The 25874-nt window shown below is 64.7% G+C and carries 31 protein-coding genes and 4 pseudogenes; 21 read left to right on the top strand and 14 right to left on the bottom strand.

What is annotated here, in order from left to right:
* Positions 1-40: 40 nt before the first annotated feature.
* Positions 41-478 (bottom strand): DUF5994 family protein, encoded by a 438-nt coding sequence (locus ABH933_RS21080; protein WP_429425801.1) that lies wholly within the window; start codon positions 476-478, stop codon positions 41-43.
* Positions 479-648: 170 nt separating this feature from the next.
* Between ABH933_RS21080 and ABH933_RS21075 the strand changes: the two are divergent.
* Positions 649-912: pseudogene (locus ABH933_RS21075) on the top strand (TetR/AcrR family transcriptional regulator); the annotation flags it as partial.
* A 307-nt stretch (positions 913-1219) separates the two neighbouring features.
* Here the strand turns inward: ABH933_RS21075 and ABH933_RS21070 are convergent.
* Complete coding sequence (locus ABH933_RS21070) at positions 1220-1366, bottom strand: DUF6307 family protein (RefSeq protein ID WP_169813426.1); 147 nt, start codon at positions 1364-1366, stop codon at positions 1220-1222.
* A gap of 265 nt (positions 1367-1631) precedes the next feature.
* Between ABH933_RS21070 and ABH933_RS21065 the strand changes: the two genes are divergently transcribed.
* The 3 genes from ABH933_RS21065 to ABH933_RS21055 all read left to right on the top strand — a co-directional run bounded on the left by ABH933_RS21065 (position 1632) and on the right by ABH933_RS21055 (position 3822).
* Positions 1632-2123 (top strand): DUF5994 family protein, encoded by a 492-nt coding sequence (locus tag ABH933_RS21065; RefSeq protein WP_429425803.1) that lies wholly within the window; start codon positions 1632-1634, stop codon positions 2121-2123.
* 273 nt (positions 2124-2396) lie between these two features.
* Positions 2397-2558 (top strand): DUF6131 family protein, encoded by a 162-nt coding sequence (locus ABH933_RS21060; RefSeq protein WP_429425805.1) that lies wholly within the window; start codon positions 2397-2399, stop codon positions 2556-2558.
* A gap of 409 nt (positions 2559-2967) precedes the next feature.
* The gene (locus ABH933_RS21055) at positions 2968-3822 is read left to right on the top strand and encodes an alpha/beta fold hydrolase (RefSeq protein WP_429425807.1); all 855 of its coding nucleotides are present in this window, start codon (positions 2968-2970) and stop codon (positions 3820-3822) included.
* A gap of 39 nt (positions 3823-3861) precedes the next feature.
* On the opposite strand, the pseudogene ABH933_RS21050 reads toward ABH933_RS21055, so the two are convergent.
* Both ABH933_RS21050 and ABH933_RS21045 read right to left on the bottom strand, forming a co-directional pair.
* Positions 3862-4011, bottom strand: a pseudogene (locus ABH933_RS21050) (glutamate-cysteine ligase family protein); the annotation flags it as partial.
* Positions 4012-4236: 225 nt separating this feature from the next.
* On the bottom strand, positions 4237-4692 hold the full coding sequence (locus ABH933_RS21045; RefSeq protein ID WP_429425809.1) for a hypothetical protein: 456 nt from the start codon (positions 4690-4692) through the stop codon (positions 4237-4239).
* Between the two features lie 474 nt (positions 4693-5166).
* Here ABH933_RS21045 and ABH933_RS21040 point away from each other — a divergent pair, with 474 nt between their 5' ends.
* From ABH933_RS21040 to ABH933_RS21020, 5 genes are all read left to right on the top strand, one after another.
* The gene (locus ABH933_RS21040; protein WP_429425811.1) at positions 5167-5460 is read left to right on the top strand and encodes a hypothetical protein; all 294 of its coding nucleotides are present in this window, start codon (positions 5167-5169) and stop codon (positions 5458-5460) included.
* Entirely contained in the window at positions 5453-5875 is a 423-nt protein-coding gene (locus tag ABH933_RS21035) for an FAD-dependent monooxygenase (protein ID WP_429425813.1), read from the top strand. The genes ABH933_RS21040 and ABH933_RS21035 overlap by 8 nt, the downstream gene beginning before the upstream one ends.
* Positions 5836-6060, top strand: coding sequence for a hypothetical protein (locus tag ABH933_RS21030; RefSeq protein WP_429425814.1), 225 nt, complete (start codon positions 5836-5838; stop codon positions 6058-6060). The genes ABH933_RS21035 and ABH933_RS21030 overlap by 40 nt, the downstream gene beginning before the upstream one ends.
* A gap of 428 nt (positions 6061-6488) precedes the next feature.
* A complete protein-coding gene (locus tag ABH933_RS21025) occupies positions 6489-6668 on the top strand; it encodes a hypothetical protein (RefSeq protein ID WP_429455069.1) in 180 nt (59 codons plus the stop codon).
* Positions 6665-7450: a FadR/GntR family transcriptional regulator gene (locus ABH933_RS21020; protein WP_429425818.1), complete on the top strand. Its 786-nt coding sequence runs from the start codon at positions 6665-6667 to the stop codon at positions 7448-7450. Before ABH933_RS21025 ends, ABH933_RS21020 begins: the two co-directional genes overlap by 4 nt.
* A 46-nt stretch (positions 7451-7496) precedes the next feature.
* Here the strand turns inward: ABH933_RS21020 and ABH933_RS21015 are convergent, their stop codons facing one another.
* From ABH933_RS21015 to ABH933_RS21000, 4 genes and pseudogenes are all read right to left on the bottom strand, one after another.
* Positions 7497-8729 carry an amidase gene (locus ABH933_RS21015; protein ID WP_429426029.1) on the bottom strand — a complete coding sequence of 411 codons (1233 nt, stop codon included), beginning with the start codon at positions 8727-8729 and terminating at the stop codon, positions 7497-7499.
* 161 nt (positions 8730-8890) lie between these two features.
* Positions 8891-9013, bottom strand: a pseudogene (locus ABH933_RS21010) (polysaccharide deacetylase family protein); the annotation flags it as partial.
* Positions 9010-9939, bottom strand: coding sequence for an acetamidase/formamidase family protein (locus tag ABH933_RS21005; protein ID WP_429425820.1), 930 nt, complete (start codon positions 9937-9939; stop codon positions 9010-9012). The gene ABH933_RS21005 and the pseudogene ABH933_RS21010, both read right to left, overlap by 4 nt.
* 20 nt (positions 9940-9959) lie before the next feature.
* Positions 9960-11405: an APC family permease gene (locus ABH933_RS21000; protein WP_429425822.1), complete on the bottom strand. Its 1446-nt coding sequence runs from the start codon at positions 11403-11405 to the stop codon at positions 9960-9962.
* A gap of 406 nt (positions 11406-11811) precedes the next feature.
* Here ABH933_RS21000 and ABH933_RS20995 point away from each other — a divergent pair.
* A pseudogene (locus tag ABH933_RS20995) lies at positions 11812-12032 on the top strand (IS3-like element IS987 family transposase); the annotation flags it as partial.
* A gap of 94 nt (positions 12033-12126) precedes the next feature.
* Here the strand turns inward: ABH933_RS20995 and ABH933_RS20990 are convergent.
* The 3 genes from ABH933_RS20990 to ABH933_RS20980 all read right to left on the bottom strand — a co-directional run bounded on the left by ABH933_RS20990 (position 12127) and on the right by ABH933_RS20980 (position 14577).
* Entirely contained in the window at positions 12127-12699 is a 573-nt protein-coding gene (locus tag ABH933_RS20990; RefSeq protein WP_429425824.1) for a hypothetical protein, read from the bottom strand.
* 498 nt (positions 12700-13197) lie between these two features.
* Complete coding sequence (locus ABH933_RS20985) at positions 13198-13887, bottom strand: TetR/AcrR family transcriptional regulator (RefSeq protein ID WP_429425826.1); 690 nt, start codon at positions 13885-13887, stop codon at positions 13198-13200.
* 171 nt (positions 13888-14058) lie between these two features.
* Positions 14059-14577 carry a MarR family winged helix-turn-helix transcriptional regulator gene (locus ABH933_RS20980; RefSeq protein WP_429425828.1) on the bottom strand — a complete coding sequence of 173 codons (519 nt, stop codon included), beginning with the start codon at positions 14575-14577 and terminating at the stop codon, positions 14059-14061.
* A 148-nt stretch (positions 14578-14725) separates the two neighbouring features.
* Between ABH933_RS20980 and ABH933_RS20975 the strand changes: the two genes are divergently transcribed.
* From ABH933_RS20975 to ABH933_RS20935, 9 genes are all read left to right on the top strand, one after another.
* The gene (locus ABH933_RS20975; protein WP_429425830.1) at positions 14726-15376 is read left to right on the top strand and encodes a hypothetical protein; all 651 of its coding nucleotides are present in this window, start codon (positions 14726-14728) and stop codon (positions 15374-15376) included.
* Between the two features lie 65 nt (positions 15377-15441).
* Positions 15442-16203 (top strand): SGNH/GDSL hydrolase family protein, encoded by a 762-nt coding sequence (locus ABH933_RS20970; RefSeq protein ID WP_429425831.1) that lies wholly within the window; start codon positions 15442-15444, stop codon positions 16201-16203.
* A gap of 111 nt (positions 16204-16314) precedes the next feature.
* Entirely contained in the window at positions 16315-17703 is a 1389-nt protein-coding gene (locus tag ABH933_RS20965; RefSeq protein ID WP_429425833.1) for a DHA2 family efflux MFS transporter permease subunit, read from the top strand.
* A 68-nt stretch (positions 17704-17771) separates the two neighbouring features.
* On the top strand, positions 17772-18149 hold the full coding sequence (locus tag ABH933_RS20960) for a nuclear transport factor 2 family protein (protein WP_429425835.1): 378 nt from the start codon (positions 17772-17774) through the stop codon (positions 18147-18149).
* A gap of 121 nt (positions 18150-18270) precedes the next feature.
* Positions 18271-18918, top strand: a complete 648-nt coding sequence (locus ABH933_RS20955; RefSeq protein ID WP_429425837.1) for a hypothetical protein — start codon at positions 18271-18273, stop codon at positions 18916-18918.
* Positions 18919-19078: 160 nt separating this feature from the next.
* Positions 19079-19297 (top strand): hypothetical protein, encoded by a 219-nt coding sequence (locus ABH933_RS20950; RefSeq protein WP_429425839.1) that lies wholly within the window; start codon positions 19079-19081, stop codon positions 19295-19297.
* Between the two features lie 138 nt (positions 19298-19435).
* Positions 19436-19588 (top strand): winged helix-turn-helix domain-containing protein, encoded by a 153-nt coding sequence (locus ABH933_RS20945; protein WP_429425841.1) that lies wholly within the window; start codon positions 19436-19438, stop codon positions 19586-19588.
* Positions 19589-19602: 14 nt separating this feature from the next.
* Positions 19603-19941, top strand: coding sequence for a transposase family protein (locus ABH933_RS20940; protein WP_429455068.1), 339 nt, complete (start codon positions 19603-19605; stop codon positions 19939-19941).
* Entirely contained in the window at positions 19823-20203 is a 381-nt protein-coding gene (locus tag ABH933_RS20935) for a transposase (protein WP_429425843.1), read from the top strand. Before ABH933_RS20940 ends, ABH933_RS20935 begins: the two co-directional genes overlap by 119 nt.
* A gap of 128 nt (positions 20204-20331) precedes the next feature.
* On the opposite strand, the gene ABH933_RS20930 is transcribed toward ABH933_RS20935, so the two are convergent.
* The 3 genes from ABH933_RS20930 to ABH933_RS20920 all read right to left on the bottom strand — a co-directional run bounded on the left by ABH933_RS20930 (position 20332) and on the right by ABH933_RS20920 (position 24257).
* Positions 20332-22068, bottom strand: a complete 1737-nt coding sequence (locus ABH933_RS20930; protein ID WP_429455067.1) for a choline/carnitine O-acyltransferase — start codon at positions 22066-22068, stop codon at positions 20332-20334.
* Positions 22069-22697: 629 nt separating this feature from the next.
* The gene (locus tag ABH933_RS20925; protein WP_429425847.1) at positions 22698-23456 is read right to left on the bottom strand and encodes a glutamine amidotransferase-related protein; all 759 of its coding nucleotides are present in this window, start codon (positions 23454-23456) and stop codon (positions 22698-22700) included.
* Positions 23457-23891: 435 nt separating this feature from the next.
* Entirely contained in the window at positions 23892-24257 is a 366-nt protein-coding gene (locus ABH933_RS20920) for a VOC family protein (protein WP_429425849.1), read from the bottom strand.
* Between the two features lie 341 nt (positions 24258-24598).
* Here ABH933_RS20920 and ABH933_RS20915 point away from each other — a divergent pair, with 341 nt between their 5' ends.
* Together ABH933_RS20915 and ABH933_RS20910 are read left to right on the top strand one after the other, a co-directional pair.
* Entirely contained in the window at positions 24599-24973 is a 375-nt protein-coding gene (locus ABH933_RS20915) for a TetR/AcrR family transcriptional regulator (RefSeq protein WP_429425851.1), read from the top strand.
* Positions 24974-25223: 250 nt separating this feature from the next.
* Complete coding sequence (locus ABH933_RS20910; RefSeq protein ID WP_429425853.1) at positions 25224-25850, top strand: NAD(P)-dependent oxidoreductase; 627 nt, start codon at positions 25224-25226, stop codon at positions 25848-25850.
* Positions 25851-25874 lie beyond the last annotated feature (24 nt).

The raw sequence follows: 25874 nt of genomic DNA, 5'->3' as shown, positions 1-25874 counted from the left end.
TGGTTCGTGATCGGGCGGTGCGTGGGCGTGTTGCCATGAATCATGATCTTGCTTCCTGGTCGAGGGGCTGACGTGCCGGTTGTAACGCGGCGCCGAGGCGGGTGGAATGTGCGCTGTAGTAGTCGGTGGTCGAGAGGACGACCTGCAGCACGAGCATGTTGTTGTCGCTGCCGAAGATGTACATCGTGTTGCCTGCCTCGAACGGGTAGGCGTCGAGTTGGACCTCGTGATGGTCGACGGTCAAGGTGCGGGGTGCGGGTGTCCAGCTTTCCCGGTCGTAGACGACGCGGCGGATGGGGCCCATCCGAAATTCCAGAAATGTCAGCAGGCCCGGTAGTTCGGTGGTGAGTTCACCGGACCGGGGCCACCAGGCGCCGTCGATGTATGCGTCGCTTTCGGGCTCGAGCCGCAATCGCGGCGTGCTTTCGGGTGGGCCGCGGTGCCGTGTGGTCCGGCGGCGGATGTGGAATGGCGCCATAGTGGTTCTCCCTGGGGCGGTTACCTTCAGTAGACGCCGCACAGCGCTGTATGTCAACGTTGTAGATCTACATCATATGTTGTGGTGTGTTCGGAGGGATGGAGTCCGCATGTGATGGCTGAATCGCCGAGTAGTCGAAACAAGGTCAGGCTGGGCGCGGCGACAGTCCGCTGACTTGGGCAGCGGTGTTGAGCGCAGCGCTGGAGATTGTGGATCGCGACGGGATCGGGGGGTTGTCGATGCGGCGGCTGGCCGAGACGGTGGGCCGCGATCTGATGGTGATCTATCGGCATGTGCCGAACAAGGCCGCGGTGATTGATGGTGTCGCCGAGGTCGTGTTCGCCGAATTGTCGGTTGATGCTGCGGAGCCAGACTGGGTCGCCGAGGTACGCCGGGTGGCCCGGGAGTTCCGGCGGGTGACGTTGGCGCATCCGTGCGAGGCATGGTTCCGCGGCGTGAACGACGTCGCCACCGCGCTGCTCGACCCCGACAGCAACGGTTGTTCCGACGGGCTGGAACCCACTGGCAGCAACGAGAACCAAAGCGCCGAAGCGACACTCGCACTGATCTCCACCCAGCAGCAGGCCCGGTGGCTCGCGCGGAGATCCTAGGCGCGAAACAGGATTCGCTGAGGACTCACACCGGGCGAGCCGCTACGGCACCCGGGCAGCGTCGAATCCTTGGCTCGAGAAGTCGAGTGGTCCAACCGGAGGGCCCGCGGGCGCGGGCGCGGATCACTCGTCAGCGAATCTTCTCGGGGATCGTATCGAGGGCATTCAGTACCTGGACCGCGAGCGCGGTCGCGGCGGCGTCGTCGAGTTCCGAGTTCTTCCGCACCGCATCTCGGACGCGAGCCACTCGGCGCTCGTAAGGCGTTTTCGTCGCCATTTTCTTATTCCTTTCGGAAATAGGTCTTCTGATCTCGACTCTTCGCATGGCCGGCGCTGTCGTCGCGGCCGGCGTGGGAGGCGATGTCGACGCCCTCCTCAGCGTATCCCGCGGTCACAACGGTGTCTACAGCGTAGAGTTACACCGTAGGCAATATCCGGTCCGGCAACGCCGAGCAACCGTCGGCGCGACGCCTCGGACAAGCACCGGACCCCGATCCGAATCACCATGGCGGACCGCAACGGCCGCGACAGGAGTGTCGATCATGGCACCACAACCGCACGTGACGAACGCTGGTCGACAGGCGTCGCCGTCCCGCAGTCTGCGGCTCGAACTCGATGCCGCCGGCGCCGGAGATGTCGACGGGGCCTGGTGGCCGCACAGCCGTGATCTCGTCGCGGAGCTGACGGATCTGCTCTCGGTGTTGCGGCCCGGCCTCGGCCCGATCCGTCGCGTTATCTACCATCTCGACGAATGGTCTGCTGCGCCAAGGGAACTGGACAGCCCCGGGCGGCGGGTCCGGCTCGACGGCTACCGGCACCGGCCCGCGCGCATGCTCGATGTGATCGGACGCGACATCGGCGCCACCCTGACCCTTCGGATCATCACCCCGGTCGCCGACGCCGATATGACTGGCGCACAGCAGCATTGGGATTCCGAACGCGGCCGGGGAGCCGACGCCGCCGCGTGGCTCAGGGCCCGGTCGGCGGCGCGGCGGGGCCGCCGCGCAGGAAATCCGGGTCATGCATCGAGGTAGTCGGCCGGCGCGGTTCGGGCATCGCCTGCGGTTCCGGAAATCATCGGCATGGCGGCGGTTTCCGCGCCGGTCCGCGCAGGTGCCTCAGCGGCGTCGCCCTGCGTAGCGGGCCGAGCACGATGACGGCGCCGGTGGCCGATGGCGAACTGTCGTGCCGCGACTGTTCGCGTCGGCGAAGTGGTCGATGGGCTGGTTGGAGATCTGGTTACAGGGGGATCCGGGCGCGGGCCGCGGTGCCACCGTCTGGGACATCTGAAGTGTAGACCTACAGTGTTGACATCGCGTGCTCGTGGAATCATTCTTCTCGTCGTCGGTTTCCTGCTGAAAATCCAGATCCTCTGGGTCATCGGGATCGTGGCCCTCATCATCGGTCTGGCGCTCCTGGCCTTGGGGTCGATGGGCCACGCCGTCGGCGGGCGACGCCACTACTTCTGACGCCGGTCTTGGCTCATCCATCGACTCCAGAAGGACGGTCGTCCACCGCACATAGCCGATGCGTGCAGCAGGAGATGCGGGAAACACCGTCGAACGGAATGCTGGACACCGTATGCCGAAGCCATTCACAGAGGCCGAACGTCAAGAGTTCCTCGCAGGCAGTCCCTGCCCCCGCAAACCCCACGCTGCCGACAACCAGATTCCTGGGTGCCCGCGCGAAGCGCCAGGCACCCGCAACCGTCATACTCAGCAGAGTCCTGGATGGGCGTGGTGTGCTCGGACACCCAACCACGTCACCATCGCTGTCGGATCAGGGCGAGTGGTCTCTTGCAGTGGAAGCCGCAGCCGGGCGGCGGCGCAGGCCGATCCAGACACTGCGCGGGTCGAACACAGCGACGGAAGGGGAACGATGCCGGCTGACGAACTCGAGTCCGTGGTGCTGCACAACGACGTCCTCAAGTTCGTCGACGTCGGTGACGGACCCGCAGTAGTGTTGGTGCACGGTTTGCTCGGCTCGCACGAGTCCTGGACGCCGCAGATCACAGGACTCGCCAGGAAGCATCGAGTAATCGCCCCCGACCTGTTCGGGCACGGACAGTCGGACAAACCCGTTGGTGACTATTCACTGAGTTCTCACGCCGCCACTCTCCGCGACTTGATGGACCATCTGGAGATTCCCACGGCGGCGTTTGTGGGACATTCCCTCGGTGGCGGAATCGTGATGCAACTGTCGTACCTGTTTCCCGAGCGAGTCGACCGGCTGTGTCTGGTGAGCAGCGGAGGTCTCGGGCCCGAGGTGAGCTTGTTCCTCAGGGCGGCCACCTTGCCTGGAAGTGAAATGGTGCTGCCCATCCTGGCCTCCGACTGGGTCCGGCGCAACACCGAGACCGCACTCAGGCGACTGGGGCGTCTCGGGTTTTCAGTGCAACCGAGTCGCGGCGCTATCGAAGCGTGGCGCAGGCTCGAGACCATGTCGGACAAGTCTTCGAGAGCAGCGTTTCTGGCATCCACCCGTGCAGTTGTCGGACTGCGCGGACAGACGGTCAGCGCCAAACATCATTTCTCGAAATTCGAAACGATCCCGTCGCTGTTGGTCTGGGGTGGCAGGGACAGAACGATTCCCGCCTCGCATGCCGACAACCTCCGCCGCGAAGTAGCCCACAGTCGCATCGAGATATTTCCCAACGCCGGCCACTTTCCCCAACTTGACGAACCGCTACTGTTCTTCCAGGTACTAGACCAATTCCTCTCTTCCGGGTACTAGTGCCGCGTCGGCAACATTGGGTAGATAATCCGGGCCGTTGCGCCAACTCGCGAAACCGGTTTCGGCGCTGCGGTAGATCGCGGAATTCGCGGTCAACGCCAAGAACAACGGCAGCCAAGGGCGCAGGAAATTGCCAACCTTGATCGCGATTTCTCGATCCGGAACCCCGACAACCTGTCCCGCAGAGCACGCGCAAATTCCGGGCGGCGCGCGGTCGGATTCGTTGGACGGCCCCCGTGTGACGACTTTCGGCGAGGGCCGTACCCAACGTCCAATGAGGGAGTTACAACCTGCTGTGTAGCGGGTTGGATCGTTGATCCGCTAGGAAGGCTAGCGCGGCTCGCCGAATTTTGACGCAGGTGCACGGGCGTGTCGGGGCGGTGTGGACCTTGCCTCTGCTCGCATCCTGCGCCCTCAGGCATGGGCAGGGCCGACCGGGAGGAACGACAGCGGGCTCGGGTCTGTGGGACGGTGGGATTCGATCACGCCGAGAAGGGTGGTGAGAGTGGCCAGACTGGTGAAATGGGCTTGCCCACGAGGGGTGCCGACGAGCAGGATCTCCACCTTGCAGTTCGCGACGGTGCCGGGGCGGCCGGAGCGATCCGGCACGACCACGACCGTGCTGACGGGTTCCAGACCCGGGCCCAGATAGTCGACGCCGGTTTCGGAGGGCGGGTATCTGAAGGTAAGCAGTTTCGGGCCGGAACATTCCCGAATGAAACTCCAACCGCGGACGCGCAAAAGGATGTCCAAACCCGTGAATGTCGGCATGTCGTCCGCGGGCACCCGGTGACCACAGTCGGTGCCCAAAGCTTGAAGGACGCTGGCGGGTGGGTAGCGACGATGCCAGATCTCGGTTTGCAGCGACATGCCGAATTCTGCCTCCCACCGCGGTGCGCGGGCATCGCGGATGAATTGCCGGAGACGCCAGCGTGATGCTTTCCTTTTCCAGCCTCTGGGCATGGACACGCATCCTTGCAGCCCGGACCGGCAAACCACGAGGTGACACGCCCAGCCTTAAAAGCACCTCACCCCGATGACACTCCCGGGGGCGCCACCACCTCCCCAGCGGACGAGCAACCCGCATGGCAGGCATCGGAAACCGAAGCCTCCGACGCGGGCGTAGAAGGTGGCCATCACAGCGGCGTACGCAGAGCCGAGGACCACCCGGCGAATCCCGGCCGAAGTGACGTTGCCCTGGATGACGGAGAGCACCTGATCCTTCAACCTGTGGCCCGGAGGTGAGGCCCGGCCAGGACGGCAGGGTTTACGCCACAGCACCCCTTGGGCGGCACTCCATTTCGCTTGCCTCGGGCGGAAGCCGAACGGCACGCCACGGCCGGCATGCTGGAGTTCAACGTGATTTCGCCGCATTACACCAACATGGTGGTGCAAATCCCGTTCGTCCGGGAGTCGGACTCTGCCCGCCGGGCGCATGCCCTGCGTGCCGCGGCGCGCGAGTCCTTCCTGCGCGCTGGATTCCCCCCTTATCGCTCTAACATCGATCACGAGCCCTGGGAGATCGCCGATCGTTCGGCCGACTATCAGGCAGGTCCGCTCGACGGCCTGAAGCGGCTGTGCGACCCGCACGGGATCATCGCACCCGGACGCTACCTAGCTGGTGCGACCAATGCATGACGGTAACCGCGGACCGCACCTGCCGGTGGACGTCGACTGTGTGATCGTGGGGGCCGGGATCGGCGGATCGCTGCTGAGCCTGCTCCTGGGTCGACAGGGCCAGCGCGTGGTGGTGGTCGAGGCGAACCCGGGCGTGCCCACGCGGGGCGCGGAATTCCTGAAACCTCGCGGCATCCGCATGCTCGCCGAGCACGGCCTGCTGGCGGACCTACGCGGCAGGGGCGCCCTCAGTCGCAGCGTCATCGACTACTATCACGACGGGGCATTAATCCTGTCCTACGACTTCGCCGAACACACCGACCTCGGCCACTTCCTCATCGTTCGTATGCCGAGACGGTCGGGACGATCTTGTCGGCCTGCGCCGAATTACCGAACGTGGACATCCTGTTCGGCAACCAGGTGGTGGACGTCGTAGCCGAGGGCACGACGGTGACCGAGGTCATCCTGCAGGACGAGACCCGGCTGCGGGCGCGCGCTTTCATCGACTCGACCGGTCGCTCGCCGCTGCATGCCTTCGTCGGGCCGCAGACGCGGGACAGTTCGGCCACGCCGACCGGCTGCCGTGCGGCGTGTGTTGACTCCTCGGATCTGTCTACCTAAGATGTCCGCACTTTACGGCAACATGCTGTGCCGTGTGACGGCACAGCATGTTCGGTAAGAGATAGGAAAGCGTTGGTCATGCGCTCTGGACAGCACTTTCTGCAGGTACCCGGCCCGACGAATGTCCTGACAGGGTTCTGCGGGCGATTGCGCAGCCCACATCAACCACCATGGGCCGGATTTCGCCGCCTGATGCGTGAGGTGTTGGCGCGGATCAAGTCGCTGTTCGGCACCGTCGTCGTGTATCCCTCGTCGGGGACCGGTGCCTGGGAGGCGGCGCTGGCCAATGTGTTGTCGACGGGTGACCGTGTGCTGGACTTCGAAACCGGCCATTTCGCGACTGTGTGTGGTGCCAACTGGCGGAGCGTCTCGGGCTCGTCGTCGAGTTCGTGCCTGGGGATTGGCGGCGTGGCATCGACCCGGCCGTGGTGGCAGACCGATTGGCCGCCGAAGCCGCCTACCTTCTGTTCGGTTTGCGGGAGGCGTTGCTGCTGTTGGAGGAGGAGAGGTTGTCCCACGTTTTTGCGCGACATCGCCTCGAACGTGCCGGTGTGGCCGTCGATTCCGCGGGCATCCAGGCCGCGTTGGAGGTGTTGGGCGCCGAATGAACTTTCTGAACTCCGACACGACCAGTGCGCCGGGGCGATTGTATGTGGCGGTCGCCGAGGAGGTCTTGCACGCGATCGCGATCGGTCAGCTGCAACCTGGAGATCGGCTCCCCGACGAGCGTGCACTCGCCGGGCAGTGCTCGGTGAGTCGCGCCACCGTTCGCGAGGCTCTGCTGGTGCTGAAACTGAGCGGCGTCATCGATGTGCGTCGCGGTGCCGGGTGTTTCGTGAAATCCACCGGCCGTCCGCTCGTGGCTGGGTTGGCCCTGCCGACCGACACAGTGCCTCAGCAGATGCTGGAAGTCCGGCGTCTCCTCGAACCGGGGGCGGCCCGGTTGTGCGCGGCGACCTTGTCGCGCGAGGAGTGTCATCGACTCGCCGAGGTATTCGAGGAGGCCCGAGCGCGGTTGGGCGGGTCCGCACCCGACAGCAGGGAACGATTCAGCGAATGTAATCAGCAGTTCCACCGCGAGATCGCACATCTGAGTGGCAATGCTGTGCTGGCGGACCTGATCGGCGAACTCATGGATCCGGTCAAGCACCCGTTGTGGTCGCTGGTCGACAGTATCGCCAGCCGCGGCGACGATGTGCCCGCCGCCCAACTCGACGAGCACCGCGCAATCCTGGATGCGATCACCGACGGCGATGCGGATCGAGCCGAACGAGCGATGGCGCGTCATATCGAAGCCCTGACCGAGCGGGTGTTCGGCGTGGACGCGCATCCGATCCGCAGAGCTGCGCTGCGCACCCCGAATCGCCGTAGCGCATTTCGACGCCCGTGATCCTTGTCCCAGACACCATCCCGAAAGTCCGCTACCGACCGCAGTATCAGACAGGTGGCGTGAGCGTCGGTGCCGTCACGCCGCGGCTGAACCAGGCGGTGAACGACATCAGCATCTGATCGGCACTCGCGCGTGCCACGGCCTGGATGCCGATGGGCAGGCCCGTGGGGCCGACTGCGTACGGGATGGTGACGGTCGGCAGGCCCAGCAGCGACCACACCCGCCCGAATATCGGGTCACCGGTGCTCGACAAGCCCGCGGGGGCTTCTCCCACCGCAGCGGGTGTCAGCAGGATATCGGCGTCCCCGAACAGCGCGGGCAGATGCTGGCGGGCGTCGTCGCGCCGGCGGCGCGCGTTGTCGTAGTCGTCCTGTGTCGTGTCGCGCCCGGTGTCGAGCAGGCTCAGTAACGCGGGGGACAGTACGTGCCGCTGCTGGTGCTCCCAGGCCAATGTGCGGGCCGCTTCGAACGTCAACATGGTCAGATGGGCTTGCGCGAGGCCGTCGAGCATGTCGGTTCCGGGGTTCGGCTCGATGAGCCCGCCCAGTTCGCGCGCCGTGGCGATCGCGTCGAGAACCGCGGTCTGCGACTGCGGTGTCGCCGCCGACCAGGCCGGTGTCGGGACCAGGGCGATCCGCGGGCGATCCGTCGGTGGGCGCGCGGGCGTGTCGGCGGTCAGGCTCACCCGTGCGGCGTCTAGCGTGCGGGGATCGCGAGCGAACCAGCCCACCGTATCCAGCGACGGCGCAATCAGTTTGACTCCGTCGATCGGGACGGCGCCGTAGGTCGGTTTGAATCCGTATACCCCACAGAAGCTCGCCGGCCGGGTGATCGAGGCGGCTGTCTGTGTCCCCAACGCAATGTCGGCCATGCCGCAGGCGACGGCGGCCGCGGACCCCATCGACGATCCGCCCGGGGTGTGACCGAAGCGGTGTGGGTTGCGGGTGGGGCCGGGGTGGGCGTAGGCGAATTCGGCGGTGACCGTCTTGCCGAGCGCGATGGCGCCGCCGAGCTTCAACAACGCGACCGCGGAGGCGTCGGCGTGCGGCCGGTGGTCGGTGTAGAGCGGCGAGCCGTAGCCGGTCGGCTGGTCGGACGTATCGTAAATGTCCTTGATTCCCAGGGTCAGTCCACTCAGCGGTCGGCATTCACGGCGATCGGCGTCACGTGCCGCGGTAAGCGCGGCAACCAGATCGAGCCGGACCCACGCGTGCACGAACGATTCCCAGTTCTCGATCGCCTCGATGCAGCGGTGAACCGCGGTCAGATGGGGCTGCATCACTGTCCGGCCCCGTCGAGTGCTGCGGCGACCGTCGCTGCGGCCTGCGATGCCACCAGTTGCCAAGCGGGCGTCCACGCCCGCTCGGCGACGCTGCGGACCGACACCCACCCCGTCAGGGGGTCGCGACCGGGCAGGGGCGCCAGCATCCGGGCTCGTACACCGTAGAACATCCCGCGCTGGATATCGTTGGGCGAGTCCTGGCCACCGTAGGAGCCCAGCCAGCCGGCGACCGCGTCGACATCGACACCGATGCAGATCTGGATGTTCTTCTCGGCGCTCACGCGAGTATCCGGCTCGGCACCAGGCAACCGACCACCCAGTTGGGCTGGTCGACGATCTCGTTGATCCGCAACTCCGCGATCGTGCCCAGCAGGGCGTAGGCGACGTGGGGGTCGAGGCGCAGTGCTGCGGACACGGCGTCGACAGCCCGTGAGGCCGCAGCGCGGGCCGCAGCGAACAAGTCGGGCCCGACACCCAGGAATACGTGATGACTCTCGACCGGATCGTCGGTAGGCCCGCCCGTGGTGACGACCGGTGCTTGGAGCCCGCCGCCGGGGATCAGCCCGATGCGGATCGTGACGTCGGCTTCGCATTCGATCGCCGTGCCGCTCAACTCGCCGTCGCCCTGCAACGCGTGTGTGTCGCCGAGTGACAACAATGCGCCTTCGCACAACACGGGCAGGGAGATTCGACTGCCCGCACGGACATACTTCACGTCGATGTTTCCCCCGGCGTTCGTGGGGACGGTCGCGGGGAAGGAGCCGGGCTCGGCCGGTGCCACACCGATCACGCCGATCATCGGTTTGAGGGCGAAACGATGCCCGGCGGCGACCTCGACACTGTCGCCCTCGATATGCCAGCCGCGCAGGTACGGCTCGGGGAATTGGTCGGACAGCAAGCCCAGGCCGGGCAGGATGCCCGACCATCCCCACGCACCCAGCGTGATGTCGAGGATATCGACGGTGATCGTGTCCCCGGGTTTGGCTCCCGACACCCATATCGGACCGGTGAGCACATCCATCCGTGCCGGGTCCAGGGTCGCCAGATCGGCGGCGGTGGTCGCGGCGGTGATCTGGTAGTCCGAGGGGTCACGCAGTTCCAAGGACACCTCCTCGCCCGGTTGTACCTCGCACCGGGGCACGATGTCGTGATCCCACGCATGGTGAAACACGTTGCGGCCGAGATGATGTGTGGTCGTGATCGACATCGGATCTGTCTCCGTTCGGGTCAGGCTGCTGGATTGGGGACTTCGGCGGCGGCCAGTTTTACAGGGGTTTCCGCGAGGGGTTTCGCCGACAGCTGCACGCTGCGCGACTGGGTGATTCGGCGAAAGACGGCCGAGAAGCTTACTGCCACAATGAAATACGCCAAAGTAATATAGGGGAAGTAATCGACCGGAGCGGCCGGCACCGGATAGATGTTGCCATACAACACATAAACCAGGACCGCCAACCCGACCACCGTAATCACCGGCGGCCACCAACGGCGGGCCGCGACATCGGCTGTCCAGTACTCGCGCAGGGCGGCGGCGACGACCAACCCGTAGGAGATCAACGCACCGAAGGAACCCAGGCCACTGAGGTACCCCAGCGCGGTGACCGGCGAATGCCACAGCACCGCTCCCACCACCAGAAGCGCGACGCCGACGGTAAACGTCACGTACGTCGCGTAACGGGGAACACCGGACTCTTCGTGCAGCGCACTGGTCTGCGCCGGTGCGAAACGATCACGCGAGAGCGCGAACAACACGTGCGAACTGGCGTTGACGCTGGCCAGCGTGCAAGCGAAGAAACTGATCGCTGCGCCGACGTTGATCGCCGCCGAATATCCCGTTCCCAGGAATCGGATCGCCAAGGTGTTCAATGGCGTGCTCTGCCCAGCGAATTCGGCAACACCATGGTCGGACAAGCCGAAACCGACCGTCTGACTGTAGGAGACGTAGATGAAGAACAAGCCGGCGACAAACGCGCTCAGCAGGATAGCCAGCGGCACACTGCGTTTGGGATTCTTGGCTTCTTCACCCAGCGTCGCCGACCCCTCGAACCCGAGGAAACTCGTCAACCCGAATACGAGCGCGTGTGCGATACCCGCGACACCATACTTGTTGAGCACGAACGGTTTGACAGCGGTCGACACATGTAGACCGGAACGGGTGAGCATGAGCCCGCAGACGACCACGACCAGCACCATGCTGATGATCTCCAGCATGAGCATCAACCGCACCGAGGGCCGGATGTTGTGGATGGCGAGCAACAGCACTGCCACGGCTGCGACGCCGGCGAAGACACTCCAGGGGATATCGACACCGAACACCTGCCGAATCGCCAGTTGGGCAAACACGCCGGTCCCTGCGAGCAGCGCACCCGTGAGCAGAACATAGGTGAACACCAGGCCCCAGCCCGCGATGACACCGGACCACGCGCCCAGCGCGTGCCGCGTCAGCCCGTACGCAGAGCCTGCATGGGCGTAGCGCTGCCCCAGTCGACCGAAGCAGTACCCGATGATCATGACCGCGACCAGAGAGACGACGAACGCCAGCGGTACGTTGTAGCCGGCGGCCGCGGCCAACAAGGGAGGAACGAACACCATGCCGGTGGTCGGGGCCATCAAAGCCACCGACATCGCCACCGTCTCCGGCAGATTCAGCTGGCGCTTCAATTCACCGACGGACATCGACGTACCCCCCGTCGATGTCGCTGCCCTGCACTACGTTCACGCCCGCCGTCCACACCTGTTCTTGCCCGTTCATGTGGGTGCTCCTCTCCTAAATCGTCGAACCGCCGCACACCACATACGCGGCAGTTCGACCAATGCGGTGAGCAAACGGTATGGCGTAGGTGTTTCGTTCGTTCGATGCCCGTGTGTACGTCCGATCACCGAAGTGGTTAGACCAATTTCCCGGCTTGCGCGTCGCTCAGTGAGCGCCTGACCCGAGGCCGGCAGCACGCCGCCAAGCAGCGAAAAAGCACGGTTGAGCTGGTGAGCCACCCCGGTGAGTCCGGGGACTTCATCTCTTGGGAAGGATGGAGTCGTGTCGAGGAGGAAGTACCCGGACGAGCTGCGTCAGCGGGCTGTGCGGATGTTTGGTGAGGTCCGTGATCAGCATGGGTCGGAGTGGGCGGCGATGCGGGCGGTTGCCGAGTTGTTGGGTGTGGGCATCTGGAGACGGTTCGTGGGTGGGTGCGTCGAAGTGAGGTCGATACCGGCGCCCGTCCCGGCGTCACTACCGACGAGTCGGAGGAGTTGAGGCGACTGCGGCGGGAGAACGCAGAACTTAAGCGCGCCAACGAGATTCTGAAACTGGTCGGCTTTCTCGCGTCAATGTAATGCTGTTGGGGCCCAGCGGGGTTCGCTCGTTTTTTCGCTGCCCCGGTGTTCGGATGCTGGTGGCTTGTCACGATGTGCGGCCCCGCTGGGCCCGGCCGGTGGGGTTCGTGGCCTGATAGGAGCGCGCGACCTGCCCGATTGACGCGTGCCCGTCCTCACTCGGCTCGTCAGCCTGGATGAACGGTGGAGAGGACGAAACCCTTTGAGCCTGGTAGTGATTGGTGTTGACGCGCATAAGCGCAGCCATACCATGGTGGCCGTCGACGCGGTCGGCCGTCGGCTGGCGGTCAAGACGATCGGAACGACCAGTGAAGACCATCTGAAGGCGGTGGAATGGGCCAGGCAATGGCCCGACGCGAAGCTCGCGCTGGAAGACTGCCGCCATGTCACGCGCCGGTTCGAACGTGATCTTCTCGGCGCGGGACTCGAAGTAGTCCGGGTGCCGACGCATCTGATGGCTGCGACCCGCCGCGGTGAGCTTGTTGACCGGATCAGGCGCCGGTCCCGCCGACACCGGTGGGGGCGGTGCTGCCGCGGTTCGGCGGCGCCGGATCGAGGTGGAGCGCACCAGCCCCATCAACACCGCTGCCACCTTGGTGACCACCCCACACTCGATCAACGCGGCATACGCGGCGGTCAACGCTTCTTGCGCGGCTCGTCCGAATCCGCGCTCTCGGACAGAGTGGAGTGCTCCCGATTTTGTAGACACCGTTTAAGGGCTGCGCCAGGGTGCTCGACGATTATGGCGACGAGATCATCAGACATGTCGTGAACTTCGCCGACTACGTAGCGAAGCCGGAGTTCACCACACCCGGCCGGTTCCACAGCATCGACAGTCCCGGTGGGGTAAAGCGTGTCGATGTGACAAAGCGCCGCAGAATCCGACTGCGTCGACCGACCTGCCGCGGATCACCGCAGACCCCACCTGCATCTGTCGCTCCGACAGGCTCTTCGGAGTATGTGCGTGGGATCTCCGGCCCCCGATCGACGGATGCGGTGGCAGTCGGCGCTGGACCCGCGACCGCGAACGTCCCGGCCACGGGCATCCGCAGCTCGGTGCTGCTGTCTACCGGCGAGTTCGCGTGTCTACCGGCGAGTTCGCGTGTCTACCGGCGAGTTCGCGCGGTGCGGCCGGGCCTCAATCCGTTGCCCGTTTCTTCCTGTCGTGACGGTCGGCAGGGGGTGCGGTGCCTTGTTCCGGATAGCTTGTCAGCCCGCGTTCGAGTAGTTCCAACGCGCGTCTGCCCTGGGTGACCATGTCCTGGATCAGTGGCTGTCCGCGTCTGCCCGCCAGCACCTCGCGATGCAAATACTCTTTCAACCCTCGTTGGACCCCCATTAGCGCGTTGGCCACAACCCAAGGTGTGATGTCGCCTCCGCCTGCACCGGTCTCCTCGGTCAGCAGCTCGGCCAGCTTGGTGGTGTATTCGTCGAGCAGTTCCCGCTCGCGAGCCTGCAACGCTGCGCTGCCTGCCGTCATACGTGCCGCCGCGGCGAGTCGCTCGATTGCCTCGGGGTCGTCGTCGGTCAGCGAGCCGGTCGGTTGTACCACGAACTCGGCAAACGCGGCGAGCACGGACACCCCCTGTGGCCGAGCGCTGATCGCCTCCAGTAGGTCAGCCCCGAAGTCCTCCATCCCATTGAAGACCAGCGCTTCCTTGGTGCGGAAGTAGTTGAACACGGTCGCCTCGGACACCTCTGCTGCTCGGGCGATTTCGGCCACTGCCACGTTGTCGAAGCCGCGCTCGGCGAACAACGCCAGTGCAGTCTCGGTGATCAGCTGCCTGGTCCGCTGCTTCTTGCGCTCCCGTAGGCCGAGTTCCGTCACACATTCACGATAGCAGTTGACGCGCTTGTCACACTAAGTTTAGTGTTACTCTAAATTTGTGCCGACGGTAATGGGAGTGACTATGTGACGACAGTGGCCGTGCGGGCCGGTCGATCCGTACTTGGTGGAATCGGACGGCGGCGGGAGGGCGTGCTGCAGTGATGCGGCAGGTCATTTCGGCGTCCCGGTGAGGGGTATTCGTTGATATCCGGGGTGGACGCCGGAGGTTAGGTGCTGTTGCTCGGCGATGCGTTCGAGCAGGGTGGCGAGTTGTTGATATTCGTCGCTGTCGAGGCTTACGAGCAGGTCGGTCTCGTGCGCTTTGGCTAGTTGCCATACCTGAGCGAGCTGTTGCTGGGCGGCGGGGGTGAGGTGGAGTTCGTGGTTGCGGCGGTCGGTCGGGCTGCGTCGGCGTTCGACCAGGCCCTTGTTGTCGAGGCTATCGATAAGGGTGACGACGCGGCTGGGGACTACGCCGAGTTCGGTGGCCAGTTCCCGTTGGCTGAGGCCCGGGTTGCTGGCGATCATCCGGAGTAGGCCCACATCCGGGGGTGTGAGGCCGAGGTCGGCGATGCGTTCGGCGAATCGTTGGGTCGCGTGCGCGCCGATCTGGGCGAGCAGGAATGCCACCGCGCGTGGTGGGTTCGGTGGCGGGGTGTGGTTTTCGTCCTCTTGCCTTGCTTCGGTCACTGCGCTAGCGTACACACCACACAATCGTTCACCATAGTGAATGATTCAGTTAAGGGAATGGATCGTTATGGTGCAATCGCCACCCTTGCCCGGGCAAACGCAACGTCGGCAATCGCAATCCGATCCGCCACTCGGCGTGCTCGCCGTAATGACCACCGCCCTGTTCGTGGGCGGGCTCATCATCAGCACCGTGGTTGCCGGAGGCGATGTATTTCCGTCACCGTTCGGATCGGCCGCCGATGCGCTGACGTACTTCTCCACCCACCCCGATGCCGTTCGGGTCGGTGCGACAATGCAGTTCGCAAGCACGATCCCGCTGGTGATCTACGCGGCGACCGCGGCGGCTCGGCTGAACGCCCTCGACCTACGGGTAACGGGCGCCACCGTGACGCTCGCAGGCGGCGTGCTCGCTGCGGCGCTGCTTGCCTGCTCCGCCATCGTCACCTGGGTGTTAACCGTGCCGGAAGTCATCGCGGACCCGGCGTTGGTGCGGGCCCTGCATACTCTCGCGTTTCTCCTCGGTGGCCCGGGCAATGTCGTCTCGGCTGGCATGCTCATCGTGGGATTGGCACTGTCTGGTGTGCTCGGACAGGCATTCGGGCCACGGCTCGGCTGGAGCGGGGTGCTGATCGGGGCGATCGCCGGACCGACCATCCTCACCTTCACCCTCACCGGCGCGGCGTTTCTGCTGCCGATTGCCCGATTCGCTGGAATGGCGTGGCTGATCACCGCGGGTTTCGCACTGCCGAAGGATCGCCCACAACCGACTGCGGTCATCGACCGGAACGAAACGGAGTGAATATGAATGCCGAAGTGACCGAGAAGCTGGTGCGATTCCAGCAACCGGACAAGGTGCTGCCCTATTTGAACGGGCTCGACGAGACACGTGTCGCGGGGCTCTTCGGCCTCGATCCCGTCGAATATCGCGAACTGCGTAATGGATTCACCGAACAGGCACGACAGGCCGCCACCGAGTTGCTGGAGAATGCCGAGCTGGCTGCGCAAGTGGACCGGCTCCCGTTCGCACCGGGCCAGCGTGTCGTTGCGCTGGGCGAGAGTTCGACCGCAGACCGCCTGTCCTGGTTCGAGATTCTGCGCCAGCTGCTGGCCATTCGACGCCCTGAAGACGCGATCGAACTGACGAATCTGGCGGTGTCGGGTAGCACCACGACGCAAGCGCTGACCGTGCTGCCGAGCCTGAGCTTTCACCGACCCGACTGGGTGCTGTGCCAGCTCGGCGCGAACGACGCCCAGCGTCTGGGCGGTGCCGAAGGCCCCAGACTGGTCAGCAAGCTGGAGACGGCGCGCAATCTGCTACTACTGCGTGACCGTTGCTTCGAGCTCACTGCGGCACGCTGGGTTTGGCTCACTCCGACCGCGATCGACGAAAACTGGGCAGCCGCATTCCCGCATTTTCAGCGAGCCCAAATCGCCTGGGTCAGTGCGGATATGGAGCAGACCGCGCGGCTGGTGTCCGGGCTGCAAGAACCGACCGTCGACGCCATTTCGATCACCACGCCGACACCGGGCGCGGCAATCCATCTGGACGACGGCGTGCACCTGACCATCGTCGGCCAAAAGGCGGTCGCGGCTGCGGTCGTGGCGACACTGGCCCAACTTTCCTGAACTGATTCGGCGAGGAGCATCGTGGTGGATATCGAGAGCGCTGATTCGGGCCCCGTCGTTGGTTTTTCGGACGAGTCGGCTCGGGCAAATACGCGCCGGTGGAGCGTGCTCGTGGTGGTTTCGTTGGCGCAGTTGATGATTGCCCTCGATGCGACGGTGATGAACGTTGCTTTGCCGTCTGCGCAGGCCGACCTCGGGTTCTCCGATTCCGCTCGGGGGTGGGTGATCACCGCCTACACCCTGGCCTTCGGTGGGTTGCTGCTGATCGGAGGCCGTGTGTCCGATGTGCTCGGGCGCAGGCGGGCCTTCCTGGTGGGGCTGACCGGGTTCGCGGTCGCGTCGGGTGTGGCGGGAGCCGCGCCGAACCTCGCCGTACTGGTGGCGGCACGGGCAGCGCAAGGCGCGTTCGGTGCGCTGCTCGCGCCGACGGTGTTGGGCTTGGTAAGCGTGACTTTCACCGATCCACGTCAGCGCGCGAAGGCATTTGCGGTCTTCGGTGCGATCGCGGGAGGCGGTGGCGCCGTCGGGCTGGTGCTCGGGGGGCTACTCACGCAGACTCTGAGCTGGCGCTGGTGCTGCTATATCAACATCGCTCTGGTCGGTGCCGTCGTCGCGGGCGGCTGGTACCTGTTGTCGGGCGATCGAGGGGCGTACCGGGGAAGGCTGGACATCGTCGGCGCGGTTCTGATCACCGTTGGTGTCACCGCAGTGGTCTTCGGTGCCTCCCAGGCTGCGACGTCGACCTGGACTTCGGGGTTGGTGCTCACTTCTTTTGTGGGTGGAACGGTCACGTTGGTGGTGTTCTGGCTGTGGGAGTCCAGGGTCGCTGATCCGCTGCTGCCGCTGGCGCTGTTCAAGGATCGGAACCGGGCGGGGGCGTGGTTGACGGTGGCCAGTGCGGTGGCCGGATTGCTCGCGCTGTCACTGTTTCTGACCTACTACCTGCAATCGGTGCTCGGATACAGCCCATTGCGGGCCGGGATGGCGTTCCTGCCGTTGTCGCTGGCGGTGTTCGGCTCCGCGCAACTTATTTCGGGACCGCTGACGACCCGGGTGCCGCCACGTGCACTCCTTGTTCCCGGCCTGCTCGTTGCGGCCGTCGCGATGCTGCTGCTCACCCAGCTGACGCCGAGCAGCCGCTACGTGCCCGGCGTTTTGCCTGCCCTGTTGCTGCTCGGCGCGGGGATGGGATGTGTTTTCGCGCCTGCGATCAGTGTTGCGACCGCGGACGTGCCACCTCGGCAGGCCGGGGTGGTCGCCGCCGCTGTCAACGCGGGTCAGCAGGTCGGTGGCTCGTTAGGTGTGGCGGTCCTCAATACCGTGGCCGCGGGTTCTACTGGGCGGTTCCTCAGTCGGCACCCGCAGCAGTTTCCGGTCGTGGCTGTAGTCCACGGCTACACCACAGCGGCCGCGTGGGCGGCCGCGCTGCTATTCCTCGCCGCGCTTGCGGCGGGCCTACTCATCAACCGTCGAGCGGCGGGGCATAGCAACGCAGGCTGACCAGCTCGCCCCGAAGCTATCCACCGGATCCGGATACGCCGGGCCGGACAACCCATCGAAGGAGAGATATGAATACTCAGGATCAGGTGCGCGAACTCTGCCGGCGTTGGGCCGAGGCCGAACAGCGCGAAGACGTTGCCGCTCTCGACGAATTGTCCACCGCCGATTTCGCGCTGGTCGGGCCTGCCGGATTCGTGCTCGACAAGACGGCATGGCTGGACCGCTACCGAACCGGCGCCCTACGCACTCGATCCGTGACCTGGCAGGACGAGGTCAGCGTGCGCGACTTCGGTACCGCGGCGGTCGCGATCGGTCGACACTTCCAAGAGGCCGACTACCAGGGGAATACGGCTGGTGGCCGATTCCGGAGTACGCACATCGCAGTCCTGCGCGACGGTCGGTGGCTGCTGGCGGGCATGCACCTGAGTACCAGCGTCGGTCCCTAGCAGGAAACGTGTCACCACCACATCAGAGAATTGGATTGACATGGCGCTTTTGCCACCGCTGCCAAAGGCAGTAGACGATCGACAATCAGGATCCGAGCTACCGCTCGGCGTATTAGCCATCGTGACCGCCACACTATTCGTGGCCGGGCTGGTCATCAGCACAGTGCGTGCCGGCGGTGACGTATTTCCCTCACCTTTCGGGTCGGCAGCCGCCGCGTTGACCTATTTCACCGCACATCCCGATGCCGTCCGGACCGGGGCGACCCTGCAGTTCGCCAGCACGATCCCACTGGTGATTTATGCGTCGGCAGCGGCGGCTCGGCTGAATGCTCTCGGTCTGAGGGCGGTGGGCGCCACCGTCACACTCGCGGGCGGTGTGCTTGCCGCGGCGTTCTTAGCGTGCTCGGCCATTGTCACATGGGTGTTGACCGTGCCCGAAGTGCTCACCGACCCGCCGCTGGTCCGGGCGCTGCACACCCTGGCGTTCTTCCTCGGTGGCCCCGGTTGTGTCGTCCCGACAGGCATGCTCATTGCCGCATTGGCGGCCACCGGCGTTCTTGGACGGGGCGCTCGGGCCACGGGTCGGCTGGATCGGCATGCTGATCGGGGCAATCGCTGGGGACAGCCGGAGCCGACCGTCGACGCCGTATCCGTCACCGAACCGACGCCGGACGGCGGGATGCATCTGGAGGACGGTGTGCACCTGACCGTTCTCGGCCAGCAGATCGTCACGGGCGCAGTCATAGCGGGTCTTGCCCAACTCTCCTGAATCCGGAAAGGGGGGCCCGAGAAGCGGATTCCATCACCAACTCCGCTGCCCCGCAGGGTGCCGCGGGTGTATTCGGCTCCGCCGCGGCGTATTAAGGATCTTCCGGTAATGAGGTGAGTCGTTCCGGGGCTTTTATGTTGTCCTGCAGAACAATCGGCGTGTGTCAGGTGAGGTGCCACTGGATGGTGGGCGTGGGTGGCGGGCCCGAAAGGTCAAGCGGGGAGCGGTGTGTCGCGAGTTCGAGGCGTTGCGGGATCGGCGTATTCGGGCGGCGGAGATGTTCGACCGGGGTCCCCGCCAAGTCGATGTGGCCGTGGCGCTCGAGGTGTCGGTGCAGGGCGCGCGTCACGGTGGCGACGAGTGCGTCACGGTGGTGTAGGGCCTGGGCTGCCGGTGGCCGGGAGGCGTTGGCTGGTGCGCAGAAGCCCGGACAGCCGGTGTGGGTGACCGATAAGCAGTCGGCGGTGGTGGAACAGGCTTTGGTGAAGGGGCCCAAGGCTAATGGTTTCGGACCGACATGTGGACCCTCGCGCGGGTGGTCGAGGTGATCGAGAACCTCACCGGTGTGCGGTATTCGATCACCGGGACCTGGGAGATTGTCCGTGGCCATGAGAAGGTGGCTCTGGCGCACTTTCGATGCAGTAACTCGGCAATCGTGTTGCGGCGCTAGTAGTTCCGTTGTAGATGCTGCTGGTGGCTGTGAGTGTGGCGGAGTCGGTGTGCGGGGTGCTGTTCCCGCATCTGTCGGAGGTCCGGGTCGATGGCATGGAGGTCCGCGGGGCGACGATCTGGTTCGATGCCCGTACCGATACGGCAGATGCTGCATGCCCGACATGCGGGACGACGTCCAACCGGGTTCACAGCCGATACGTGCGGCATCTATCCGATCGCAGTGTAGGCGGGCGTGAAGTATGTATTCGCTTGCAGGTGGGGCGATTCCGTTGTCCTGACCGGCAGTGTGCTGCTCGAAGACCGCACCTCCGACACGGTCGCAGACTGGCTGCGCGAGCATCCGGAGGTTAGGGTCATTTGCCGTGACCGCGGCGGCCCCTACGCCGACGGCGCCAGCCGCGGCGCACCCGCCGCGATCCAAGTCGCCGATCGGTGGCATCTGCTGCACAACCTCACCACAGCGGTCGATCGAGTCGTTCGTGCACATCGTAAATGCCTTGTCCAGCAAGAGGATACATCTGCCCTTGGAGATGAACCGGTGACTCCGGACACTGCTCCCGCGGCTGGCCCTCCTCCACCTTTGAAACAGAAACTGGTGGCGTTCGGTGTGTGAGTCCCCGGTGATGGCTTCGATCCCCGCGTGGCCGCAGCGATCAGCCACGTCATCATGAACTCATTCGCATCCCACAGCACCTCATCGACCTGTCGGCTCGGAGTGCGCGCCCGCGGTTTGTGCGAAATTTACGGTGCCGATGGTGATTTCAGCAGCGCGCACAGTTCGGGGATCGCAGCGCGGAGGCTGTGTGCGAAGCTATGCATCTGCTGTTCGATTTCCCTCGGCGCGCTCAGATAGATACTCAGGCGATCGGGCAGCAGCACGTAGCCGATTCCGATGCAGTGAGGCGTCGTCGGACCGAAACCGAAGTAGCGGATGTTGGGCGATGGCACCGAACTTGTGCTGAGGTAGTCGCCACGCAGCTTCCGCCAGCCCGGACAATTGTAGAGCGCGAGCGGCTCGTCACCGCGGCGACGCTGGATGCGTTCCAGTTCCGCAAGGTGCCGTTCGGGAGCGCGGCCTGCCTGGCAGTCCCTGAGGCGAGCGACGTGCGCAGCGGCAGCGGCGCGCAATGCCTCCGCTCGGGCAGCGGTCGCCGCGGTCGCCTCGTTCATCACCGCTACGAAACGGACGATCTCGGGGGTGACACTGCGCATCGCTTCGGTCCGGCCGTGGCGGTAGTGCCGCATTGCAACCGATTCGTAGGTCGTGCCGAGCGCTCCTCGCGACCGCTGATGAGCCAGCTGGTATGCCACTTGTACCAATGCATCCGGCGACACCCCGAGCTGTTTGGCGATGTCCGTTCCGAAGTTGTCGAACGTCACCACAGCCGTTGCGGTTTCGGTCGCCTGCTGGTCGAAGTCGGCCGCGGCCTGCCGGATATCCTGCCTTGTCTGGGCGTCCAACCGGAATTCGATCGGTGCGTTGGCGGGCGGCTGGCCGGGCCGGTCCATGGGGGTGGTGGTGCCCGAGTTCGCCAGCACTGCGTCACAGAAACTGAGGACAGTGGTTCCGTCGAGGCCGCAGTGCTCGACGTTGATGCCTGCGCGACTGTCGGCGAACACTATGAAGGTCAACGCCTTGTCGTACCAGCGGTTGTCCCCGGAGCCGTAGAGAAGCTGATTGCAGGCGTCCAGCTCATCCTCGTGCTGGTCGCAGTCGAGAACGAGGCCGAACAGGGCCGTTTCGACAATGTCCAGCGCGGCGGCATTGTCCGGGTCTGCGGCAATTGCCTGACGAGTGTTCGCCCACGCCGAACGAGGTTTGGTCGTCAGCGCGCCGGGCCATGAATCAGCAAGCGTGGCAGCGGATCTGATTACAGACAGCCCGGCGATCAGATCGTCGATGGGGTAGGCGGTTCCGTCCGGTGCGACCACGTCCAATCGAAACCCGCCACCGCCGGCATGTACGAGGATATGCCGTGCGGTCGACGGCCCCGGCTCGGTGGCACTGTATGGGGCGCGCACCGTGTCGCACTCGGCGCCGGGAATTCTGGTGGTGGAGAAAAGAAAACGGTTCTGATGCATCGACAACGGCTGTCCGCGCAGCGCGACCGGCGGAACCACCTCGTCGTCCAGTGCGATTTTGTACTCGACCGTCCGAGCGATCATCTCGGCCGCACGTTCCAGCTGTCCGTGCGGTGAGTCCGTGAACAAGAGGAAGAAGTTCGCGTTGAGCGCGATACGGTCCCTGCGACCGAGATGACGTGACACCCAGAAGGTGTCGAGCCAGCTGTGCACGCCCGGTGACCGATCGAACTGCTCGATCTCCGCGTGCCAGGTGCGGGCCGGGCTGTCCGGCGCGAGGAACTGCTGAACCGCCGCGTTGGTGACGGACAGCTCTTCCGGAGTGAGCAACGGCGAACACGACGCGAGAAACCGCTCGCAGGTCTCCTTCAAGGTCGGCACCGGCAGCCGCGGCAATTGCTCGTCATAGTCGAACGTGCCGACCGACCGCTCGATGGCGATGGAATCGTTCACTGGCGCGCTGGCTCCTCAATTCGGTCGACCCGAGTCAACGGATTCTGCAGTTATTGTTGCTATCCCAGTAGGCCGTCGGCCTGGGAACGCTGAGACTCGTCACCGTGCAGCGGCGACACCCTGCCGAACAGCCGACGGGTTCGCCCCCGGCTGCCGACCACATCCGGATTCGCACTGTAGGCGAATATTGCCGAGAGCCTGGCATTTCTACCACGAACCTCACGGACACGGTGCAGAGAATACCTGCCGTGGAACGGCTGGAGATCACCGACTCCGAGTGCAAGGCTACGCATGCGATTCCGGCCGCCTCCGGTTAGAACCTCTCGCGAAACACTGTGCAATGAAGTTTTGAAAGCGCCCATCAGCATAGAGCCGATGGATGATCACCTCCGATGGAATACGGTCTCGCGCCACGAATGCATTTCCGCGTTCATCATGATGTGGGCCGGATGATTAGCGGGCAACGAGACATCGGGATCCACCACAGCTTCGACAGCGGATTCCGGCGTCCCCATCGTGCGCCTCCGCACCATAGGACCAACGACGGTGGAACTCTACGGCATCACGCAGCGTCACAGTGCGTTTCGATGAAACTCGCGGCTCGGCACCCCGGCTCGGGGTGCCGTGTTCTCGATGCCGCAGCGATTGACGATCAGGCGCCGGAACAGATCGGGGGAGAGTGAGTCGCTGTAGCGGTCGACCGACTGGAGCGATCCGATGGGAGATCCATTGCGGCCCTCGATCTCCGTGCTTCGGTGGTGAATGAGCCGTCGCAGATCCGCGGAGGTCAACTCCGGATGGAACTGATAGGCATGCACTGCCGACCCGTAGGAAAACCCTTCGACCGATGTCGTCGCACTCGACCAGGTCAGCCGGACCCCCTCGGCGAACCCGAGCTCTGGAGATATCGTCTCATAATGGAATGTCGGAATGGTCTCTTCGGCGTCATCTTCGTCATGACGTGTGGCCCGGATCAGGCCGATGTCGATGGCAGGCAAAGAAACTATCGAGCCCGGACGGAGAGCCTCCGCGATGATCTGCGAACCCAGGCATATACCTATCACCCTATGAGTGGTGGCGTCGGCGGTCCGCACGAGCCGCTCGGCATGGCCCACCGCCCGGCTCATCCATAATGAACCAGAATTCACCGATGTCTCACCGCCGGTGAACACATAGACCTGTGCCAGCGGCAATTCGTCCGTATTCGCCGTCGTCAGGTCTGCCCGCCTGACGTCGAACCCTTCGGTAGCAAACCGCTCTTGAATTCGCAGACCGTAATCGAGGCTATCGTAGATGAACCCATCCGCGACGCAAATCAACACATCCACCATGCCACCTCCGACGAATCAGTTCAGGAAAGTTGGGCCGGCGTCGCCACGACCGCCGCTTGCCCGACGATGGTCAGGTGCACGCCGTCCCCGATCGATTGCCGCGCCCGGTGTCGGCGCGGTGAGCGATACGGCGTCTGCGCCGGTTCCAACAGACCGGGCGCCAGGGTGCCGCCCGCTCCGTATCTGCAGCGCCCCAGGCGATTTGGGCTCGCTGAAGATGCAGGAATCCAGCTGCACGGCCTTCGTCGGCCTCGTTCGGATCGGGGTAGCGCCCTGTCCGGCTGCTGGAATCGCACCAGCGTCTCGGTCACTTCGGCAGTCATATTCAGTCCGTTTCGTTCCGGTCGATGACCACGGTCGGATGAGGGTGGACCGTCCAGTGATCAGCACCCGACTACAGTCAGCCGTGGCCCGAGTGCAATGCCTGCACTGCCCTCAGGGGGTTGTCAGGATTTCCAGGTTGTGGCCCGACGGATCCTCGAAATAGACGGCGCGGCCGCCATCCTGGTGGTCGATCTCGCCTGCTCGCCGATGCATCGGGTCCGCCCAGTAGGCCCGGCCGGTGGCCGCGAGTCGCGCGAATACGGCGTCGAAGTCCTTCTCGCTTACAAGGAATGCACAGTGGTGAGGCTCGAACCGCCCGGCAGTCATGAAGTCCAACGTGACACCGTTGCCTGTACGTATCTGCACGAACGGGCCTACTTCAGCGGCGACAGGCACACCCAGGATCTCCGCGACGAACCGCGCGGATGCATGCTTGTCGTGCACCGGGATGATGATGTGGTTCAGCTCGATTGTCATTGTCGCCCGCCCCGATCGGCGGACGGCGGGCATGGCCACCGTCGTGCGCCTCGTATGTCCTGCCGGTCCATGGTCTCGGTGATCAAGCCCCCGGAGCGGCACCGTTGCGCATCCTGCCGCTTGTTCGACACGAGGCCCGGCGGACCGACCGGCATGAAATCCCCAGTGGTCATCGCATCGAGAGCGTCGACATCCCCACGCTGCTCAGCAACAACCCAACGAGCACCCGACTCTCGAATCCCGCCCAGCGCCGTCATAGCGTCACTCCTATTTAGTGTAACACTAGTTTTATAATGACCATAAACTTGATGCTACTGTAAGTCAACTGCTATCGTGAGTGTGTGACGGAACTCGGGCTACGGGAGCGCAAGAAGCAGCGGACCAGGCAGCTGATCACCGAGACTGCACTGGCGTTGTTCGCCGAGCGCGGCTTCGACAACGTGGCAGTGGCCGAAATCGCCCGAGCAGCAGAGGTGTCCGAGGCGACCGTGTTCAACTACTTCCGCACCAAGGAAGCGCTGGTCTTCAGTGGGGTGGAGGACTTCGGGGCTGCCCGAATCCTCGACAGACTTCGAATCACGGCACCTCCCTCCCATGCGAACGACGCGGCTCGATTCCGGCGTTGTCGCATCATCGACCGATTCCTTATCAGCGAAGGGCGCACGGGGACGACACCTTCCGGTGAGCCTAATATTTGTGCTACTATAAATTTATAGTTACTCATATATTATGAGCCGGCGGCAATGGTCTCGACGCCTTCGGGTCGAACCCTGTCATCGATGAAATCTGTTGTGCCACCAATGATTCCGGCCATGCGGATCTCGGCGGAAGGCGCAGTCCCGGCAACCATGACCAGCGACGGCCGTTGGAGTAGCCGAAGGTACCAGCACAGTGATCAGCAACGCAGCCTGCGAGCTGGTCGGATCCGGTCGCGCACTACGCACCGGACGACGGAGAGGTGAGCTCATGAAGGTACTAGTGGTGGGTGCCGCGGGCCGCACCGGCGGCCTACTGGCCGAACGGGCACTGCGTGACGGGCATATCGTCACCGCACTGGCCCGCGATCCGAGCCGGTTGACCACACGCCCCGGCCTGACCGCGATGCGCGGCGACGTACGCGATTCGTCCGATCTGGCGGCGGCTATACCGGGACAAAATGCGGTCGTCGTGGCACTGGGCGTACGCGGGCGCGGCGCTACCACGGTCTTCTCCGAGGGCCTCGGGAACATAGTCGCCGCAGCACGGTCAGCTGATACGAGGCGGCTGATCGTCATGTCGTCGGCGGGCCTGTCCACCGACCAACTGCCGTTCTTCCAGCGCCAGGTCACCCGGCTGGTGGCGTCGCGCGTCTACGGCGAGATCCACGCCGATCTGGCCCGCATGGAGGCGGTGGTGGCCGACTCGGGGCTCGATTGGACGATCCTGCGCGCACCGATGCTCAAGGACGGCGAACCGACATCCACGTACCGAGTATCGGTGGGCGGCCATCTCGGCAAGGCGGCCTCGGCGGTGCGGGCCGACGTCGCGGACTGGATCGTACGAAACCTGGCAGAGCCGGCAACTTACCGCCAGCGGGTCGAGATTGCCGGATAGCGCGTGAACCGCGCGGGCAGTGCA

The organism is Nocardia sp. GP40, from assembly GCF_050434125.1.
GTDB lineage: Bacteria > Actinomycetota > Actinomycetes > Mycobacteriales > Mycobacteriaceae > Nocardia > Nocardia albiluteola.
This window is presented reverse-complemented; position numbering and strand designations above follow the sequence as displayed.

Excerpts from the sequence above, each read along its gene's own strand:
- ABH933_RS21020 (WP_429425818.1), top strand. The coding sequence starts at position 6,665 with ATGAACTTTCTGAACTCCGACACGACCAGTGCGCCGGGGCGATTGTAT.
- ABH933_RS21040 (WP_429425811.1), top strand. The coding sequence starts at position 5,167 with ATGCTGGAGTTCAACGTGATTTCGCCGCATTACACCAACATGGTGGTG.
- ABH933_RS20920 (WP_429425849.1), bottom strand. The coding sequence starts at position 24,257 with ATGACAATCGAGCTGAACCACATCATCATCCCGGTGCACGACAAGCAT.
- ABH933_RS20925 (WP_429425847.1), bottom strand. The coding sequence starts at position 23,456 with ATGGTGGATGTGTTGATTTGCGTCGCGGATGGGTTCATCTACGATAGC.
- ABH933_RS20910 (WP_429425853.1), top strand. The coding sequence starts at position 25,224 with ATGAAGGTACTAGTGGTGGGTGCCGCGGGCCGCACCGGCGGCCTACTG.
- ABH933_RS21015 (WP_429426029.1), bottom strand. The coding sequence starts at position 8,729 with ATGCAGCCCCATCTGACCGCGGTTCACCGCTGCATCGAGGCGATCGAG.
- ABH933_RS21005 (WP_429425820.1), bottom strand. The coding sequence starts at position 9,939 with ATGTCGATCACGACCACACATCATCTCGGCCGCAACGTGTTTCACCAT.
- ABH933_RS20940 (WP_429455068.1), top strand. The coding sequence starts at position 19,603 with ATGCTGCTGGTGGCTGTGAGTGTGGCGGAGTCGGTGTGCGGGGTGCTG.
- ABH933_RS21065 (WP_429425803.1), top strand. The coding sequence starts at position 1,632 with ATGGCACCACAACCGCACGTGACGAACGCTGGTCGACAGGCGTCGCCG.
- ABH933_RS21035 (WP_429425813.1), top strand. The coding sequence starts at position 5,453 with ATGCATGACGGTAACCGCGGACCGCACCTGCCGGTGGACGTCGACTGT.
- ABH933_RS21055 (WP_429425807.1), top strand. The coding sequence starts at position 2,968 with ATGCCGGCTGACGAACTCGAGTCCGTGGTGCTGCACAACGACGTCCTC.
- ABH933_RS21000 (WP_429425822.1), bottom strand. The coding sequence starts at position 11,405 with ATGTCCGTCGGTGAATTGAAGCGCCAGCTGAATCTGCCGGAGACGGTG.
- ABH933_RS20945 (WP_429425841.1), top strand. The coding sequence starts at position 19,436 with ATGTGGACCCTCGCGCGGGTGGTCGAGGTGATCGAGAACCTCACCGGT.
- ABH933_RS21070 (WP_169813426.1), bottom strand. The coding sequence starts at position 1,366 with ATGGCGACGAAAACGCCTTACGAGCGCCGAGTGGCTCGCGTCCGAGAT.
- ABH933_RS20975 (WP_429425830.1), top strand. The coding sequence starts at position 14,726 with ATGACCACCGCCCTGTTCGTGGGCGGGCTCATCATCAGCACCGTGGTT.
- ABH933_RS20960 (WP_429425835.1), top strand. The coding sequence starts at position 17,772 with ATGAATACTCAGGATCAGGTGCGCGAACTCTGCCGGCGTTGGGCCGAG.
- ABH933_RS21080 (WP_429425801.1), bottom strand. The coding sequence starts at position 478 with ATGGCGCCATTCCACATCCGCCGCCGGACCACACGGCACCGCGGCCCA.
- ABH933_RS21045 (WP_429425809.1), bottom strand. The coding sequence starts at position 4,692 with ATGTCGCTGCAAACCGAGATCTGGCATCGTCGCTACCCACCCGCCAGC.